Source organism: Pseudomonas sp. M1, from assembly GCF_022760135.1.
Taxonomy (GTDB): Bacteria; Pseudomonadota; Gammaproteobacteria; order Pseudomonadales; family Pseudomonadaceae; genus Pseudomonas; species Pseudomonas citronellolis.
The window spans coordinates 2,851,193-2,867,018 of the sequence record NZ_CP094343.1; the positions used below are offsets into that span (position 1 = coordinate 2,851,193).

Consider the following 15,826-nt stretch of genomic DNA (forward strand, 5'->3'; position numbering starts at 1 on the left):
CACTCAACGGTTGAACCGCTCCACCAGCGAATACTGGCTCTGCGCCGTCCCCGTCAGCTCCTCGCTCAGCTGCGCGGTGCGCTGGGCCTCGTCGGAGGTCTGGTCGGCGAGTTGAGCGATGGTGGCGATGTTGCGGTTGATCTCCTCGGCCACCGCGCTCTGTTCCTCGGCCGCTGCGGCGATCTGGTTGGCCATGTCGGCGATGTTGGCCACCGAGTCGCTGATGCCCGACAGCGCCTGGTCGGCCAGCAGCACCCGTTCCACGCCTTCGTCGGCCTGGCGGCGGCCGACTTCCATGGCGCTCACCGCGCCCTCGGCGGTTTGCTGCAGCTTGGCGATCAGGCCGTGGATCTGCTCGGTGGATTCGGCGGTGCGCTGGGCCAGCGAGCGCACCTCGTCGGCCACCACGGCGAAGCCGCGGCCCATCTCGCCGGCGCGGGCCGCTTCGATGGCGGCGTTGAGCGCCAGCAGGTTGGTCTGGTCGGCGATGCCCTTGATCACGTCGACCACGCCGCCGATCTCGTTGCTGTCCTGGGCCAGCTGGCTCACCGCCAGGCCCGTCTCGCCCACCGAGGCGGACAGGCGCTGGATGGCCTCGCGGGTCTCGCTGGCCACGCTGCGGCCGCGGCGCGTCAGCTCGTTGGCCTGGCGCGTGGCGTCGGCGGTGCGCTGCACGTTGTTCGCCACTTCCTGGGTGGTGGCGGCCATCTGGTTGACCGCGGTGGCCACCTGCTCGGTCTCCACGCGCTGGCGTTCCAGGCCGGAGGAGCTGTGGTGGGCCAGGGTATCGGCCTGGCGGGCCTGCTCGGTGAGCTGCTCGGCGGTGTCCTGCAGGCGCGTCAGGCAGGTCTTCAGGCGCGCTTCCTGGCTGAGGATGGCCATTTCCAGGCGCGCCTGGGCGCCGCGGCTGTCGGTGTACATCTGCGCGATCAGCGGGTCCGAGGTGGTCTGCTCGGCCAGGCGCAGCAGGCGCTTGAGGCCGCGCTGCTGCCAGCCCAGGCCGGCCAGGCCGAGGGGGACGGCGAGCAGGGCGGCGAGGGCGAAGCCCCAGTGCGAGTCGAGCCAGACGCCGATGAGGAAGGCCACCTGGCTGATCAGGATGAACGGCAGCCAGTCCAGCAGCACCGGTAGCCACAGGTCGCGGCGCGGGATCGCCGGCTTGCCGGTGTTGATCCGCTGGTACAGGGCCTGGGCGCGCTCCACCTGCTCGGCGGTGGGGCGCACCCGCACCGACTCGTAGCCGACGATCTCGTTGCGCTCGAAGATGGGCGTGACGTAGGCGCTGACCCAGTAGTGGTCGCCGTTCTTGCAGCGGTTCTTGACGATGCCCATCCACGGCTTGCCGTTCTTCAGCGTGGCCCACATGTGGGCGAACACCGCGGGCGGCACGTCGGGATGGCGCACCAGGTTGTGCGGCGAGCCCACCAGCTCGTCCCGCGCGAAGCCGCTGATGTCGACGAAGGCATCGTTGGCATAGGTGATCACGCCACGGCTGTTGGTGGTGGAGATCAGGCGTTGTTCCGCCGGGTAGGTGCGTTCACGCTGGGTGACGGGCTGGTTGTTGCGCATTCAGGGCAAGGTCCACGAAGAAGGCATGTGACGGTTTTGTTATCGGCTGGGATCAACGGAAGTTGAAGCCTTGTTCGATATTTGGCGTGGGAATATTGGCAGTGGACGATATCAAAATGCTACTTGTCACATAGTCGTAAGAGATTTTCCTATGAGCTCATAGGTTTTTCTGCAAGACCTGGGCCGGGTGAAAGGCGGGGCATGGCTTCTCGTAGGAGCGAGCTTGCTCGCGAACAAACTCCTCTGCGGGGCTTGTTCGCGAGCAAGCTCGCTCCTACAAGGGGGGTATGGTGCGAAAGGGGAAACCGTAGGAGATCTCATCCGCGAACCGCGCCGATACCTCCGGCTATCGCGGACAAGGTCCGCTCCTACGGGGGAGGAATACCGTGCCTCCCGGTAACTTGTAGGAGCGGGCCCTGCCCGCGATTCGCGCGCAGGGCGCGCTCCTACAGGGGAATGGCGCGGGTGGGGCAGCGTAGGAGCGGATCTCATCCGCGATCCGCGCCGATACCTCCGGCTATCGCGGACAAGGTCCGCTCCTACGGGGGAGGCATACTGTGCTCCCCGGCAACCTGTAGCGGGCCCTGCCCGCGAATCGCGCGCAGGGCGCGCTCCTACAAACACCACGCTCCGTAGGATGGGTTGAGCGAAGCGATACCCATCACTGCAACCGCATGGGTTTCGCAAGCTCAACCCATCCTACGAAAGCGTCCTCGCGCAGCCCTCAGATCAAGCTACGCAGCACGTAGTGCAGGATGCCGCCGGCCTTGAAGTACTCCACCTCGTTGAGGGTGTCGATGCGGCACAGCACCTCGAAGCTCTCCTGCTGGCCGTCCTCGCGGGTGACTTCCACCTTCAGCGTCATGTGCGGCTTCAGCTCGCCGTCCAGGCCGCGGATGTTCAGCACTTCCTTGCCGGTGAGGTTCAGCGCCTTGCGGTCCTGGCCGCCGGTGAACTGCAGCGGCAGCACGCCCATGCCCACCAGGTTGGAGCGGTGGATGCGCTCGAAGCTCTCGGCGATCACCGCCTTCACCCCCAGCAGATTGGTGCCCTTGGCCGCCCAGTCGCGGGACGAGCCGGTGCCGTACTCCTTGCCGGCGATGATCAGCAGCGGCGTGCCCTCGGCCTGGTAGCGCATGGCCGCGTCGTAGATCGCCAGCTTCTCGCCGCTGGGCACGTGCAGGGTGTTGCCGCCTTCCTCGCCGCCGAGCATCTCGTTCTTGATGCGGATGTTGGCGAAGGTGCCGCGCATCATCACCTCGTGGTTGCCGCGCCGCGAGCCGTAGGAGTTGAAGTCGGCGTAGGCCACGCCGTGCTCGCTGAGGTAGCGCCCGGCGGGGCTGTCCTTCTTGATGTTGCCGGCGGGGGAGATGTGGTCGGTGGTCACCGAGTCGCCCAGCACCGCCAGCACCCGGGCCTTCTCGATGTCGGCCACCTTCGGCGGGGCGTCGGCGATGTGCTCGAAGAACGGCGGGTGCTGGATGTAGGTGGAGTCGGCCTGCCAGGTGTAGGTCTGTGCCTGGGGTACCTGGATGGCGCGCCACTTCTCGTCGCCCTGGAACACCTCGGCGTATTCCTTGTGGAACATGGCGGTGTCGACCTTCTGGATCGCCTCGGCGATTTCCCGCTGGCTCGGCCAGATGTCCTTCAGGTACACCGGCTGGCCGTCCTTGCCGGTGCCCAGCGCGTCCTTCGTCAGGTCCAGGCGCACGCTGCCGGCCAGGGCGTAGGCCACCACCAGGGGCGGCGAGGCCAGCCAGTTGGTCTTCACCAGCGGGTGCACGCGGCCTTCGAAGTTGCGGTTGCCGGAGAGCACCGAGGCCACCGTCAGGTCGGCCTGCTGGATGGCCTTCTCGATGGGCTCCAGCAGCGGCCCGGAGTTGCCGATGCAGGTGGTGCAGCCGTAACCCACCAGGTCGAAGCCCAGCTCGTCCAGGTACTGGGTCAGGCCGGCGGCCTTGAAGTAGTCGGTGACCACCTTGGAGCCGGGCGCCAGCGAACTCTTCACCCAGGGCTTGCGCTGCAGGCCCTTCTCCAGCGCCTTCTTCGCCAGCAGCCCGGCGGCCATCATCACGCTGGGGTTGGAGGTGTTGGTGCAGGAGGTGATGGCGGCGATGACCACCGCGCCGTCCTGCAGGTGGTAGCTCTTGCCTTCGTGCTGGTACTCGACGCCCTGGCTCTCGGCGCTGCCCACCGCGGCGCCGCCACCGCCTTCATTGAGCAGGCGCGAGACCTCCGGGCTGCGCGCGGCCTTGGGTTGCAGCGCGAGGAAGTCGGCGAAGGCCTTGCCCACCTGGCCCAGCGGCACGCGGTCCTGCGGGCGCTTGGGCCCGGCCAGGCTGGCCTCGACCTCGCCCATGTCCAGTTGCAGGGCATCGGTGAACACAGGTTCGTGGCCCTTTTCGCGCCACAGGCCCTGGGCCTTGCAGTAGGCCTCCACCAGCTTGACCGTCTCTTCCGGGCGGCCGGACAGGCGCAGGTAGCCCAGGGTGATCTCGTCCACCGGGAAGAAGCCGCAGGTGGCGCCGTATTCCGGGGCCATGTTGGCGATGGTGGCGCGGTCGGCCAGGGGCAGGTCGGCCAGGCCGTCGCCGTAGAACTCGACGAATTTCCCCACCACGCCCTTCTGCCGCAGCATCTGGGTGACGGTGAGCACCAGGTCGGTGGCGGTGATGCCCTCCTTGAGCTTGCCGGTGAGCTTGAAGCCGACCACCTCGGGGATCAGCATCGACACCGGCTGGCCGAGCATCGCCGCCTCGGCCTCGATGCCGCCGACGCCCCAGCCGAGCACGCCCAGGCCGTTGATCATGGTGGTGTGCGAGTCGGTGCCGACCAGGGTGTCGGGGAAGGCGTAGGTGCGCCCGTCCTCGTCCCTGGTCCACACGGTGCGGCCCAGGTATTCCAGGTTGACCTGGTGGCAGATGCCGGTGCCCGGTGGCACCACGCGGAAGTTGTCGAAGGCGTTCTGGCCCCAGCGCAGGAAGGCGTAGCGTTCGCCGTTGCGCTGCATCTCGATCTCGACGTTCTCGGCGAAGGCGGCGTGGCTGGCGTAGCGGTCGACCATCACCGAGTGGTCGATGACCAGGTCCACCGGCGACAGCGGGTTGATCTTCTGCGGATCGCCCCCGGCCTTGGCCATGGCGTCGCGCATGGCGGCCAGGTCGACCACCGCCGGCACCCCGGTGAAGTCCTGCATCAGCACCCGCGCCGGGCGGTACTGGATCTCGCGGTCGGAGCGGCGCTCCTTCAGCCAGCCGGCCAGGGCCCGCAGGTCGTCGGCGTTGACCGTATGGTTGTCCTCCCAGCGCAGGAGGTTTTCCAAGAGCACCTTGAGCGACTTCGGCAGCTTGTCCAGGTCGCCGAGCTGCTTCGCGGCTTCCGGAAGGCTGTAATAGTGGTAGGTCTTGCCGCCCACCTCGAGGGTGCGAAGGCTGTTCAGGCTGTCCACTGCGGGCATGACGTTCTCCTCAGGCTGGATTCTGCCGGTGATCGACGGCACCGCTGCGATACTGGCGGAAAGTCCGGGCGGACTTCCTGGCTTGGCGCAAAAGGAATGCAGATTGGCAGTCATCTTCTGCATATCGGGCGGCATCCTGGCGACTTCCGGCATGCGCTCTCCGGGGCACGGCAAGCCCTGGATCGCGACTTCGGAACTCTCAAACTAGACCGCTGCGCGCGGTCCTGCCATGGGTTCTGGACCTTTTGCCGCAGCCGGGGGTTCCCCCGGCATGCGGCGAATACGGGTGAAAGCCGGCCGCGCAGCGACTATAGTGCGCGGCCAAGGAGACACCCCGATGAACACCCTGCTACTGCATTGCCGCCCGGGCTTCGAGAACGAGGTCTGCGCGGAGATTTCCGACCTGGCCGCCGGCCTCGACATGGCCGGCTACGCCCGCGCCAAGCCGGCCACCGCCTATGCCGAGTTCGTTTGCCAGGAGGCCGACGGCGCCGACCGGCTGATGCGCCAGCTGCGCTTCGCCGAGCTGATCTTCCCGCGCCAATGGGCCCGCGGCACCGGCTTCGTGCAGTTGCCCGAGCAGGACCGCATCGGCGCGCTGCTGGAGGAACTGGGCCCGTACCCGCTGTGCGGCAGCCTGTGGCTGGAAGTCTTCGACAGCAACGAAGGCAAGGAACTGTCGACCTTCTGCCGCAAGTTCGAAAAGCCCCTGCGCGCCGCCCTGGTCAAGGCCGGCAAGCTGCGCGAGGACCCGAGCCTGCCGCGCCTGCTGCTGACCTTCCGCTCCGGCCGCGAGGTCTTCGTCGGCCTCGCCGAGCCGCGCAACAGCGCCATGTGGCCGATGGGCATCCCGCGCCTGCGGTTCCCCCGCGAGGCGCCCAGCCGCTCCACCCTCAAGCTGGAAGAGGCCTGGCACCACTTCATCCCGCGCGGCGAATGGGACAAGCGCCTGGCGCCGGGCATGCTCGCCGTCGACCTGGGCGCGGCGCCCGGCGGCTGGACCTGGCAACTGGTCAACCGCGAGATGCGGGTGATCGCCGTGGACAACGGGCCCATGGCCGAGAACCTGATCTACTCCGGCCTGGTGGACCACCAGCGTGCCGACGGCTATGTGTTCCGCCCGCGGCAGACGGTGGACTGGATGGTCTGCGACATCGTCGAGAAGCCGGCGCGCACCGGCTGGCTGATCGACACCTGGATCGGCGAGGGCCTGTGCCGCGAGGCGGTGGTCAACCTCAAGCTGCCGATGAAGCAGCGCTACGCCGAGGTGCGCAAGATCCTCGAACGCCTGCGCGAGAGTTTCCGCGAGCGCGGCCTGCGCGTGGCCATCGGCTGCAAGCAGCTGTACCACGACCGCGAGGAAGTCACGGTGCACCTGCGACGCCTGTAGGCGCCGGCGACCCGCGACCTTCGGCGACTTGCCGTTGCGCCGCGCAGCGACCATGCTGTGCGGCGCACCCCCTCCCGGAGCCGCTCGTGAAGCGAAAGTTGCCCTCGCTGCTGGGCAGTTACAGCCGCATGTTGTTGCCGCGCCGTGGCCTGGGCCGCGGCGAGCGCCTGCCGAACCTGGCCATGGACAGCCGCAGCCTGCGCTTCGACGCCCGCCACCTGCGCGCCTACCGCCAGCACTTCGGCCTGGACCCGGCGCTGGGCGTGCCGCTGCTCTACCCGCAGGTGATCAGCCTGCCGCTGCACCTGCGCCTGCTCAGCCGCTCGCGCATGCCGCTGTCGATCCTCGGGCTGATCCACCTGCGCAGCCACATCCAGCGCTACCGCATGCTCGACGAGCACGCCCAGCTGCAGCTGGACTGCCGCATCCTCACCAGCCGGCGCAGCCCGCTGGGGCTGGAGGTGGACGTGGCGACCGAGGTCTGGCACCACGACATGCTCTACTGGCAGTCGATCACCACCTACCTGCGCCGCGGCGACTTCCTCGACGACCACGCCGAGCCCGACGCGCTGCCCGAGCGTGCCCAGTGGCACACCCTCGACGTGCCCGCGCACCCCGGCGTGCAGTGGCGCGTGCCGAAGATCGCCGGCTGGCGCTACGCCGGCCTGAGCGGCGACTTCAACCCACTGCATCTGTCGCGCCTGATGGCCTCGCGCTACGGCTTCGGCAAGCCCTTCGCCCACGGCATGTGGAGCCTGGCGCGCAGCCTCACCGGCCGGCGCCTGGCCGAGCAGGTGCGCCTGGACGTGCACTTCAAGGCGCCGCTGCCGCTGGGCAGCCAGGTGCGCCAGAGCCACCGCCGCCTGGGCCACAAGGAACAGTGGGCGCTGCTGCCGGTGGACGGCGGCGACGAGCCGATGCTGCTGGCCCAGCTGGACGAGGCGCCCGCCGGGCCGCTGCGCTGATTCAGCGGCCGGCCGCCAGGCGCGGCTGCAGCGGCAGCAGGGCGGGCAACTGCACTTCGCCCTGCAGGTCCACCGCGGCGAACTTCCAGGAACCGTTGAACAGGTATTGGCCGCTGAAACCGCTGACCAGCAGGCCGATCTCGTCCCCCGCCGCCAGGCTGGCGCTGACCGCGTTGAGCCGCGTGGCGCCCTGGTTGAGCAACGGCTTGACCTGTTCGTCCAGCACCCGCGTGCGGCCGTCGGCGCCACGGATCGCCAGCGAGGCGAACAGCAGCGCCTGGTCGCCCGGGCCGAGCGGCCGGGCCAGGCGAATTTCCGCGCTGCCGAGCAGGGCGCTGGGTTCGGCGACCTGCTGCAGCGGGATGAAGGTGCGCGGCTGCAACAGCCCGCTGCTGACCGGGCGCACCGGCGTTGGCGGCAGGGCCACGACGGAGCCGGGGGCGGGCAGCTCGTCCAGCGCCAGGCCCTGGTCCAGGCCGAGGCTGACGCACAGCGACGGCACGCTGTCGGCGGCGCCGGGGCGTTGGCGCAGCTTCTCCTCGTACCAGGCGAGGATGCCCTGGTAGAGGTCGATGGCGCGCCCGCCGCAGTGGATCACCGGCTCGTTGTTGAATGGCGGCAGGCCGCTCCAGGCCTGCAGCGGCGGCGGCAGGATGTGCCCGCCCTGCATGCCCAGCAGGCGCACGTCGGCGCTGCCCTGGCGCAGGCACTGGCGGATCTGCAGGCCCTGGTCGAGGGGGAACAGGGTATCGCGCAGGCCCTGGATCAGCAGGGCGTCGGCGTGGGGCCGGCGGCCCTCGGCGCAGTAGCGCGCCAGGCTGTGGGCGGCCAGTTCGGCGCGCACCGGTTCGGCCATGCGCCCGCTGGCGCTGTGCAGGTAGTCGGCCTGGGCGAACTTGCCCAGGTCGTAGCCGGTGGCGATGCCCAGGCCCAGCAGCACGCCGCCCCAGCCCATCTTCAACTGGCCGCCCGGGGCCAGGGCGTCGCTCAGGTCGTACCAGGTGGCGATGGGCACTATGGCGTCGATGCGCGGGTCCTCGCTGGCCGCCAGCAACTGCACGGCGCCGCCGTAGCTCTCGCCGAGCATGCCCACGCGCGGGTCGCCCGGGCCGTCCATGCGCAGGCGCGGCAGGTGCGCGGCGGCCCAGTCGATCACCGCGCTGGCGTCGCTCACCTCGAAGCGCGGGTCCATCATCTCGATGCGCCCGTCGCTGCCGCCCCAGCCGCGCTGGTCGTAGCTGAGCACCCAGTAGCCGGCCTTCCAGGCCTTGAGCGCGGCGCGGCCGGACATCATGTTCTTGCCGTAGAAACCCTCCGGCCCGGTCACCCGCCAGCCGCCCCAGCCGTGGGTGTGGACGATCAGCGGCGCCGTCTCGCCGGCCTTGAGCGCTGGCTGGAACACGGTGGCGGACAGCCGCGTGCCGTCGCGGGCGCTGATCACCGCGTCGTACCAGGTGGCGGGCAGGTCCTGGCCGGTGCTGGCGGAATAGTCGGGGAGGTTGTCGCGGGCGGCGCAGCCGGCGAGCAGCAAGGCGAGGCAGAGCAGGGCGGGCAGGCGCATGGGCGGGGTCATCCGCTGTCGGGGAAGGCGCCGAGCTTAGCCCAGCGGGCCAGGCCACGGGCCCGACGAAAGATTGGCCCGCCGCCGTTCGCCCGCCAGGCGTGACCCTGCCCCCGCTTTGGGTGACAATGCGCCATTCGTTTTGCGGAGCCTTTCCATGTCCCAACCTGTCGACGCCATTCTCGACGCCACCGGCCTGAACTGCCCCGAACCGGTCATGATGCTGCACAACAAGGTGCGCGACCTGCCGGCCGGCGGCCTGCTCAAGGTCATCGCCACCGACCCCTCCACCCGCCGCGACATCCCCAAGTTCTGCATCTTCCTCGGCCACGAACTGGTGGAGCAGCAGGAAGAGGCGGGCACCTACCTGTACTGGATTCGCAAGAAGCTCGATTGAGCCTCTCATCGCCGACGATGTTTCCTGGACGTAGGGCGAATAACCGTTCGCGGTTATCCGCCGTTTGGCCTTGGCCGAACCCCGCTCGGGGCCGAGCCTGGACATGCTTGCGGGAAGCGCCAGGCCCGGCCATGGCGTTGACGATGAGATAGGCCAGTCGGCGGATAACGCCGTAGGCGTTATGCGCCCTACGCCGGCCACCACGAAACACCTCGCGCTTGACCTTTCCATGGCGAAAACGAATGCTGCCCGTTCTCCATCATTGGAAATGGACATGCCCGCCATGAAAGCCCTGGACATCGAGGCCGTGCAGGCCTTCGTGCTGGTCGCCGAGCTGAAGAGCTTCACCCGCGCCGCCGAGGCCCTGGCCAGCACCCAGTCGGCGGTGAGCCTGAAGATCAAGCGCCTGGAAGACCACCTCGGCCGCCGCCTGCTGGAGCGCACGCCGCGCCTGGTGCGCCTGTCCGCCGACGGCGGGGTGTTCCTGGAGGCGGCCCGCGGCCTGGTGGCGGCGCACCGCCAGGCGCTGGGCGCGTTCGCCGGCGGCCAACCCAGGCGGCTGGTGGTGGGTATCAGCCACCACATCGTCGGCGCCGAACTGCCGGGTCTGCTGCGCCAGCTCACCCGCGCCGAGCCGGGCCTGCTGCTGGAACTGCGGGTGGACAGCTCGCGGGAAACCCTGGAACGCTTCGACCGTGGCGAACTGGACGTGGCCCTGGTGCTGCAACAGGGCCCGCCGCGCCAGGATGCGGAGGTGGTGCTGCAGGAACCCTTCGCCTGGATGGGCGCCGCCGACTTCCAGCCGTTGCCCGGCCAACCGCTGCCCCTGGCCACCCAGGCCGAGCCTTGCAGCGTGCGGCGCATGGCGGTAGACGCCCTGGACCAGGCCGGGGTGGCCTGGCGCGAGGTGTTCGTCGGTGGTGGGCTGATGACCATTGGCGCGGCGGTCAGCGCCGGGATAGCCGTGGCGGCCCTGGGCCGCCGGGTGGCGCCGGCGGGTTGCGAGGACGTGGGGACGCGGCTGGGGCTGCCGGCGTTGCCGGGGCGGGATGTGCTGCTGTTCTCCCACCCGCGGGATGCGCAGGCGCGGGGGATGTTGCGGACGTTGGTGGCGGCGGTGCGGAGTACGGTGGGGTAGGGGATGGCTATCCGACCTGGGGGCTTTTCGTAGGAGCGAGCTTGCTCGCGAATGGAGTTTCCCGGTAACTGCGGTGTTTTGGATTGACTCCGTTCCCTCTCCCTAACCCTCTCCCTGAAGGGAGAGGGGACCGTTGGGCAGACGTTGATGTTCTGGAGTCAGCCGGCTAGAGCAGAGATTGCCGGCTAAAGCCAGGCCTTTTCTCGGCACGGACAAGCCCCCTCTCCCTTCAGGGAGAGGGCTGGGGAGAGGGTGCTCTTGGTTTGGCGCCGAAGCCCCAGGAAACCTCGTTCGCGAGCAAGCTCGCTCCTACGAAAAGCCCACCCTCAGCCCACCAGCACCCGCGCCACCCGCGCCACGCCCCAGGCCATGCCCAGCACCAGGAAGGCGCCGAAGGCCAGCCCTGCCAGCTGTGCCGCCAGTTCCCGTTTCTGCCTGTCGTTCATGGCAGTCGCTCCAGCCCTGGCCGTGCCAGGTACAGGACTTCGTAGCCGACGCTGTCCGCACGAAGCTCCAGCGCCCCGGCGCTCACGCTGAAACGCAGCAGCCTCCAGCGTTGCAGGTCGGCCACTACCCAGACCGCCAGCACATCCTCCCGGTCCAGCAACGCCTCGCCGGCGGCCAGGGCACCGTCGCGCAGGGCGGCGGCGCCTCTACCTGGCAAGGGTAGTTCCTCACAGTACAGCGCGCGGGCCGGGCGATCGAAGGCCGGGCCGCGGCGGGCGTCCAGGGGCAGCCAGGTTTCCACCGCCGGCCTGCCGAAGGCGTCGATCACCCCCTGAAAGGCTTCGCCGGCCAGGAAGGCCGCGGCGGCGGCTGGTTCGTGCCAGAGGTAGACCGAGGCGTAGAGGTGGCCTTCGGCGCCGTGGCGGCCCTTTTCCTGGAGGACGAAGGCCTTGCACGCCAGGCCCGGCCAGGCGTCCCACTGCGGGCCCTTGGCGGCGGCGCGTTGGCGGATGGCGTCGAGATCGTGCTGCGCCGGCAGGCGGTGGCTGTATTGCATGGCGAACATGGCGGGCTCCTTTTCAGCATGGGCTGGAAGGAGTCTGCGCGGCCGCTTTCATGTGAAACAGGTATGGATGCTTGTTTCAGTGATTCGATCTAGAAATCATTGAAACCCAGCTCGCCCTGGGCCTGCTCCGGCTTCGGACGTGCCGGGCGCTGGCGGGCCGGCGGCACGGGCGCCTTGCGTGGCGCGCTGTTTTCCGCCTCCGGCTCCGGCGGCGGCAGGGCCAGGCGGCAGCTGCGCACCGTCCACCAGCGCGGTAGCAGCTGGCGCACTTCGCTGCGGCCGAAGCGGTCGTCGATCAGCCAGACCACGCCTTCGTCCTGCTGGGTGCGGATCACCCGGCCGGCCGCCTGCACCACCTTCTGCAGGCCGGGGTAGAGGTAGGTGTAGTCGTAGCCGTCGCCGAACTGGTTATGCATGCGCTGGCGGATTTCCTCGTTCACCGTGTTCACCTGGGGCAGCCCCAGAGTGGCGACGAAGGCGCCGATCAGGCGGTCGCCGGGCAGGTCGATGCCCTCGCCGAAGGCGCCGCCGAGCACCGCGAAGCCGATGCCGCGGCCGCCGTTGCGGAACTGTTCGAGAAAGCCCTCGCGCGCGGTCTCGTCCATGTTGCGCGCCTGCACCCAGACCGGCACGCCCGGCTCGTCGCGGACGAAGCGTTCGCGCACCTGCTCCAGGTAGGCGTAGCTGCTGAAGAAGGCCAGGTAGTTGCCCGGCCGCTCGCGGTACTGGCGCGCCATCAGCTCGCAGATCGGCCGCACCGACTGGGCGCGGTGCTGGTAGCGGGTGGACAGGTTGCGCACCACCTGCACTTCCAGCTGCTCGGCGCGGAACGGCGATTCCACGTCGATCCAGGCGGTGTCCTCGGGCAGGCCCAGCAGGTCGCGGTAGTAGTGCGCCGGCGTCAGGGTGGCGGAGAACAGCGTGCAGCTGTGCGCTTCCTCGAAGCGCGGGGCGAGGAAGGGCGCGGGGATGACGTTGCGCAGGCACAGCGTGGAGTAGACCCGGCCGCTTTCGGTCTGGCGGCGGGTGATGTCGAACAGCGAGTGCTCGCCGAAGGCCTCGGCCAGGCGGCAGAAGGCCATGGCGTCGAGGTAGAAGCTCAGCAGCTCAAGGCTGTTGCCGTCGGGCTGTTCGCTGAGGTGGTCGGTGATGGCGGTCACCGCCTTCTGCAGCGCGAGGATGAACAGCTCCGGGGCCAGCGGGTAGACCTGGTATTCCAGCTCCTGGTCGCGGTGCAGCTGGTTCCAGTGGCGGCCGACGCGTTCCAGCGCGCCCTTGAGCTTGGCCGGGGCGATGCGGCGCAGGTCCTGGAAGTCGGCCTGGTCCAGCTCGCCGGTGTACATCTTGCGCCCGCGCTCCACCAGGTTGTGGGCCTCGTCCACCAGCAGCGCCACCTTCCATTCGTTGAGCGCGGTGAGGGCGTAGAGCAGGGCGCTCATGTCGAAGTAGTAGTTGTAGTCGCACACCACCACGTCGGCCCAGCGGCTCAGTTCCTGGCTCAGGTAGTAGGGGCAGATGCCGTGCTCGCGGGCCACCTCGCGGACCCGCGCCTGGTCCAGCCAGGCGCCGTCAAGGGCGGCCAGGCGCGCGGCCGGCAGGCGGTCGTAGAAGCCCTTGGCCAGCGGGCAGGAGTCGCCGTGGCAGGCCTTGTCCGGGTGTTCGCAGGCCTTGTCGCGGGCCACGTGCTCCAGCACTCGCAGCGGCAGTTCGGGCTCGTCCTGGCGCAGGCTGGCCAGGGCTTCCAGGGCCAGGCGCCGGCCGGGGGTCTTGGCGCTGAGGAAGAACAACCGGTCCAGGCCCTGGCCGGGCATGGCCTTGAGCTGCGGGAACAGGGTGCCGAGGGTCTTGCCGATGCCGGTGGTGGCCTGGGCCATCAGGTGGCGGCCGTCGCGGGCGGCGCGGTATACCGCCTCGGCGAGCTGGCGCTGGCCGTGGCGGAACTGCGGCCAGGGGAAGCGCAGGCTTTCCAGGGCGCCATCGCGGGCCGCGCGGTGGGCCATCTCGCGTTCGGCCCAGACCACGAAGCGCTGGCAGTGCTCCTCGAAGAAGGCGTGCAGTTCGTCGGCGCTGAAGCTTTCCTGGAACACCGTTTCCTTCTGCGTCATGACGTTGAAGTAGACGATCGCCAGGTCGATTTCCTCCAGGTCCTGCAGGGCGCAGAGCAGCCAGCCGTAGACCTTGGCCTGGGCCCAGTGCAGCTGGCGGTGGTTGTCGGGGATGCGCGAGATGTCGCCGCGGTGCGTCTTGATCTCTTCCAGGCAGTTGCGCGCCGGGTCGTAGCCGTCGGCGCGGCCGCGCACCAGCAGGTTGCGGTAGGCGCCGGCCAGCGGCAGCTCGGCGAGGTAGCCGGGGCCGCGGCGGCCGACCACGGTGGCGTGGCCGGCCATGCCTTCCTGGGCTGTGGGCGAGGGAGTGAAGCGCAGGTCGAGGTCGCCGACCTTGGCGGTGAATTCGCAGAGGGCGCGCACCGCGACCTGGTAGTTCATGCGGCCGGCTCCCCGGCCCAGGTCACGTAGCAGACCTCCACCGGCATGCCGTGCTCGGCGCAGAAGGCCAGCCAGCGCTTCTGGTTGTCCTGCAGGCGGTCGCCGGGGCCCTTCACCTCGATCATCCGGTAGCCGCGCTCGGCGGGGTAGAACTGGATCAGGTCGGGCATGCCGGCGCGGTTGGCCTGCAGGTCCTGCAGCAGGCGGCCGAACCAGGCCTTCAGGTGCGCCGCCGGCAGGCAGGCCAGGGCCTGTTCCAGCAGGCTTTCGTCCAGCAGCTCCCAGAACACGAAGGGCGATTGCAGGCCCTGCTTCTGGCGGTGGATGCGGCGCATTTCGTCGGCGTAGGCGCCGCTGTCGAGCAGTGCCAGGCGTGCTTCGAACAGCTCGGCGCGGCGGGTGCGGAACCGGCTGTCGTAGAGGTCCGCGGGGCCGGCGTGGAAGGGGTGGAAGAAGGCGCCGGGCAGCGGGGCGAAGACGGCCTCCCAGCAGAGCAGGCCGAACAGGCCGAGGACCAGGGTGTTCTCCACGTAGTGCACCGGCGCTTCGGGGCGGGCCAGGTGCAGTTGCACGCACTGCTCGACGCTCAGGCCGGGCTGCGGCTCCAGCTCCAGGTCGATGCGTGGCGGCGGCGCGGCCTTGGCCTTCGCCGGCTGGGCGTGGCCGAGCTGGCGGCGCAGGCGCACCAGGGCGCGCTCGATCAGCTGCGCCTCTGCGGCGTCCTGGGGCTGGGCCGCGGCTTGCAGGGCCAGGTCGTAGGCTGCGGCATGGCGTTCCAGGCGCTCCAGCACGCGCACCTGACGTTGGCGGGCGGCGACGTGTTCGCTGGCGGCATAGACCTGCAGGGCGCCTTCCCAGTCGGCCTCGCGCTCCAGTTGCTGGCCGATGTGGAACAGCACGCGCCCGCGACGGCGCTGCAGCTGGGCGGTGCCGCAGTCGACGCTGGCGATCAGCGGCAGCAGTTCCTGGGCGGCGGCGCCCAGGTCGAAGGCTTCGCGGCAGCGTTGCAGGAACAGGTGCGCGTCTATCTCCTCGCGGCTGGCGAAGCCGCGGGATTCGCGGGTCAGCGGGACGGTTTCGTAGCGCAGGATGCCCAGGTCGGTGAGGACGAATTCGGTCCAGTCCTGGTACAGGTTGCCGAAGAACATCAGGCGCAGGCGCTCCACCTGGGGCGCGATGGCCAGGCTGTAGACCGCCTCGTCCAGTTGCGGGCACCAGGCAGCGAAGGTGCGCGGTGCGGGTTCGGCCTCGGCCAGTTCGGCCAGCAGCTCCGGCTTGCGCAGCTGGCGGCTGGACAGCTGGGCGCCGAAGCAGTCGAGGATTTCGTCCTTGCGCAGCAGGCCGAAGAGCTCCTCCAGGCCCAGCGCGGCGGCGCCATCCAGCCAGCCGGCCTCCAGCAGCGGCGCGGCGGCCCGGCGCGGGCAGCCGATCTCGGCGTAGTCCAGCTTGCTGGCGCGAAAGTGCGGGCCCTTGCGCATGATCAGCCGCACCAGCAGGGCGCGGGCCTCCAGCGGCATGGCCTGGAAGTCGCGGAGGAAGGCGCGCTCGGCGGTGTCGAAGAGGTCGTCGTAGCGTTCTTCCAGCCAGGCGAGGGCGCGGTGGAAGTTGGCCAGGTAGTAGAAGCGCGGATCGGTCTGGAAGGGCATGGGCGAAGGCAGGGGCTGTATCTTTATACAGATATCAGGCGGGATGGGGATTGGCAATCGGTGGGGGATGGGCGGGGGGATTTGTTGGTGGGGGGTTGGGCTTTTGGGCTTCTGGGCTTTTCGTAGGAGCGAGCTTGCTCGCGAATGGTTTCTCCCTGTCGCTAAATCGCCTGGGGTTGAGTCCGCTCCCTCTCCCTAACCCTCT

At 69.4% G+C, this 15,826-nt stretch carries 10 protein-coding genes; 4 read left to right on the forward strand and 6 right to left on the reverse strand.

Annotated elements, in window-relative coordinates:
• Nucleotides 1-3 precede the first annotated feature (3 nt).
• Both PM1_RS12865 and acnA read right to left on the reverse strand, forming a co-directional pair.
• Nucleotides 4-1,569, reverse strand: a complete 1,566-nt coding sequence (locus PM1_RS12865) for a methyl-accepting chemotaxis protein (RefSeq protein ID WP_009622812.1) — start codon at nt 1,567-1,569, stop codon at nt 4-6.
• 724 nt (nt 1,570-2,293) lie between these two features.
• Complete coding sequence (acnA, locus tag PM1_RS12870) at nt 2,294-5,026, reverse strand: aconitate hydratase AcnA (protein ID WP_009622811.1); 2,733 nt, start codon at nt 5,024-5,026, stop codon at nt 2,294-2,296.
• A 337-nt stretch (nt 5,027-5,363) separates the two neighbouring features.
• Here acnA and rlmM point away from each other — a divergent pair, with 337 nt between their 5' ends.
• Together rlmM and PM1_RS12880 are read left to right on the forward strand one after the other, a co-directional pair.
• The gene (gene rlmM / locus PM1_RS12875; RefSeq protein WP_009622810.1) at nt 5,364-6,416 is read left to right on the forward strand and encodes a 23S rRNA (cytidine(2498)-2'-O)-methyltransferase RlmM; all 1,053 of its coding nucleotides are present in this window, start codon (nt 5,364-5,366) and stop codon (nt 6,414-6,416) included.
• A gap of 86 nt (nt 6,417-6,502) precedes the next feature.
• Nucleotides 6,503-7,381, forward strand: coding sequence for a MaoC family dehydratase (locus PM1_RS12880; protein WP_009622809.1), 879 nt, complete (start codon nt 6,503-6,505; stop codon nt 7,379-7,381).
• Between the two features lies 1 nt (nt 7,382).
• Here the strand turns inward: PM1_RS12880 and PM1_RS12885 are convergent, their stop codons facing one another.
• A complete protein-coding gene (locus PM1_RS12885; RefSeq protein WP_009622808.1) occupies nt 7,383-8,942 on the reverse strand; it encodes an alpha/beta fold hydrolase in 1,560 nt (519 codons plus the stop codon).
• Nucleotides 8,943-9,099: 157 nt separating this feature from the next.
• Between PM1_RS12885 and tusA the strand changes: the two genes are divergently transcribed.
• A complete protein-coding gene (tusA, locus tag PM1_RS12890; RefSeq protein WP_009622807.1) occupies nt 9,100-9,339 on the forward strand; it encodes a sulfurtransferase TusA in 240 nt (79 codons plus the stop codon).
• A gap of 274 nt (nt 9,340-9,613) precedes the next feature.
• Complete coding sequence (locus PM1_RS12895; RefSeq protein WP_009622806.1) at nt 9,614-10,477, forward strand: LysR family transcriptional regulator; 864 nt, start codon at nt 9,614-9,616, stop codon at nt 10,475-10,477.
• Between the two features lie 442 nt (nt 10,478-10,919).
• Here PM1_RS12895 and PM1_RS12900 read toward each other — a convergent pair whose 3' ends face one another.
• The 3 genes from PM1_RS12900 to PM1_RS12910 all read right to left on the reverse strand — a co-directional run bounded on the left by PM1_RS12900 (nt 10,920) and on the right by PM1_RS12910 (nt 15,621).
• A complete protein-coding gene (locus tag PM1_RS12900; protein WP_009622804.1) occupies nt 10,920-11,489 on the reverse strand; it encodes a DUF4865 family protein in 570 nt (189 codons plus the stop codon).
• Between the two features lie 89 nt (nt 11,490-11,578).
• Nucleotides 11,579-13,975 (reverse strand): ATP-dependent DNA helicase, encoded by a 2,397-nt coding sequence (locus PM1_RS12905; protein ID WP_009622803.1) that lies wholly within the window; start codon nt 13,973-13,975, stop codon nt 11,579-11,581.
• Nucleotides 13,972-15,621 (reverse strand): VRR-NUC domain-containing protein, encoded by a 1,650-nt coding sequence (locus tag PM1_RS12910; protein ID WP_009622802.1) that lies wholly within the window; start codon nt 15,619-15,621, stop codon nt 13,972-13,974. Before PM1_RS12910 ends, PM1_RS12905 begins: the two co-directional genes overlap by 4 nt.
• Nucleotides 15,622-15,826 lie beyond the last annotated feature (205 nt).

What these genes read in the sequence shown, in the direction of transcription:
- acnA (WP_009622811.1), bottom strand. Translation starts at nt 5,026, where the DNA reads ATGCCCGCAGTGGACAGCCTGAACAGCCTTCGCACCCTCGAGGTGGGC.
- PM1_RS12900 (WP_009622804.1), bottom strand. Translation starts at nt 11,489, where the DNA reads ATGTTCGCCATGCAATACAGCCACCGCCTGCCGGCGCAGCACGATCTC.
- PM1_RS12905 (WP_009622803.1), bottom strand. Translation starts at nt 13,975, where the DNA reads ATGAACTACCAGGTCGCGGTGCGCGCCCTCTGCGAATTCACCGCCAAG.
- PM1_RS12895 (WP_009622806.1), top strand. Translation starts at nt 9,614, where the DNA reads ATGCCCGCCATGAAAGCCCTGGACATCGAGGCCGTGCAGGCCTTCGTG.
- PM1_RS12865 (WP_009622812.1), bottom strand. Translation starts at nt 1,569, where the DNA reads ATGCGCAACAACCAGCCCGTCACCCAGCGTGAACGCACCTACCCGGCG.
- PM1_RS12910 (WP_009622802.1), bottom strand. Translation starts at nt 15,621, where the DNA reads ATGCCCTTCCAGACCGATCCGCGCTTCTACTACCTGGCCAACTTCCAC.
- rlmM (WP_009622810.1), top strand. Translation starts at nt 5,364, where the DNA reads ATGAACACCCTGCTACTGCATTGCCGCCCGGGCTTCGAGAACGAGGTC.
- tusA (WP_009622807.1), top strand. Translation starts at nt 9,100, where the DNA reads ATGTCCCAACCTGTCGACGCCATTCTCGACGCCACCGGCCTGAACTGC.
- PM1_RS12885 (WP_009622808.1), bottom strand. Translation starts at nt 8,942, where the DNA reads ATGCGCCTGCCCGCCCTGCTCTGCCTCGCCTTGCTGCTCGCCGGCTGC.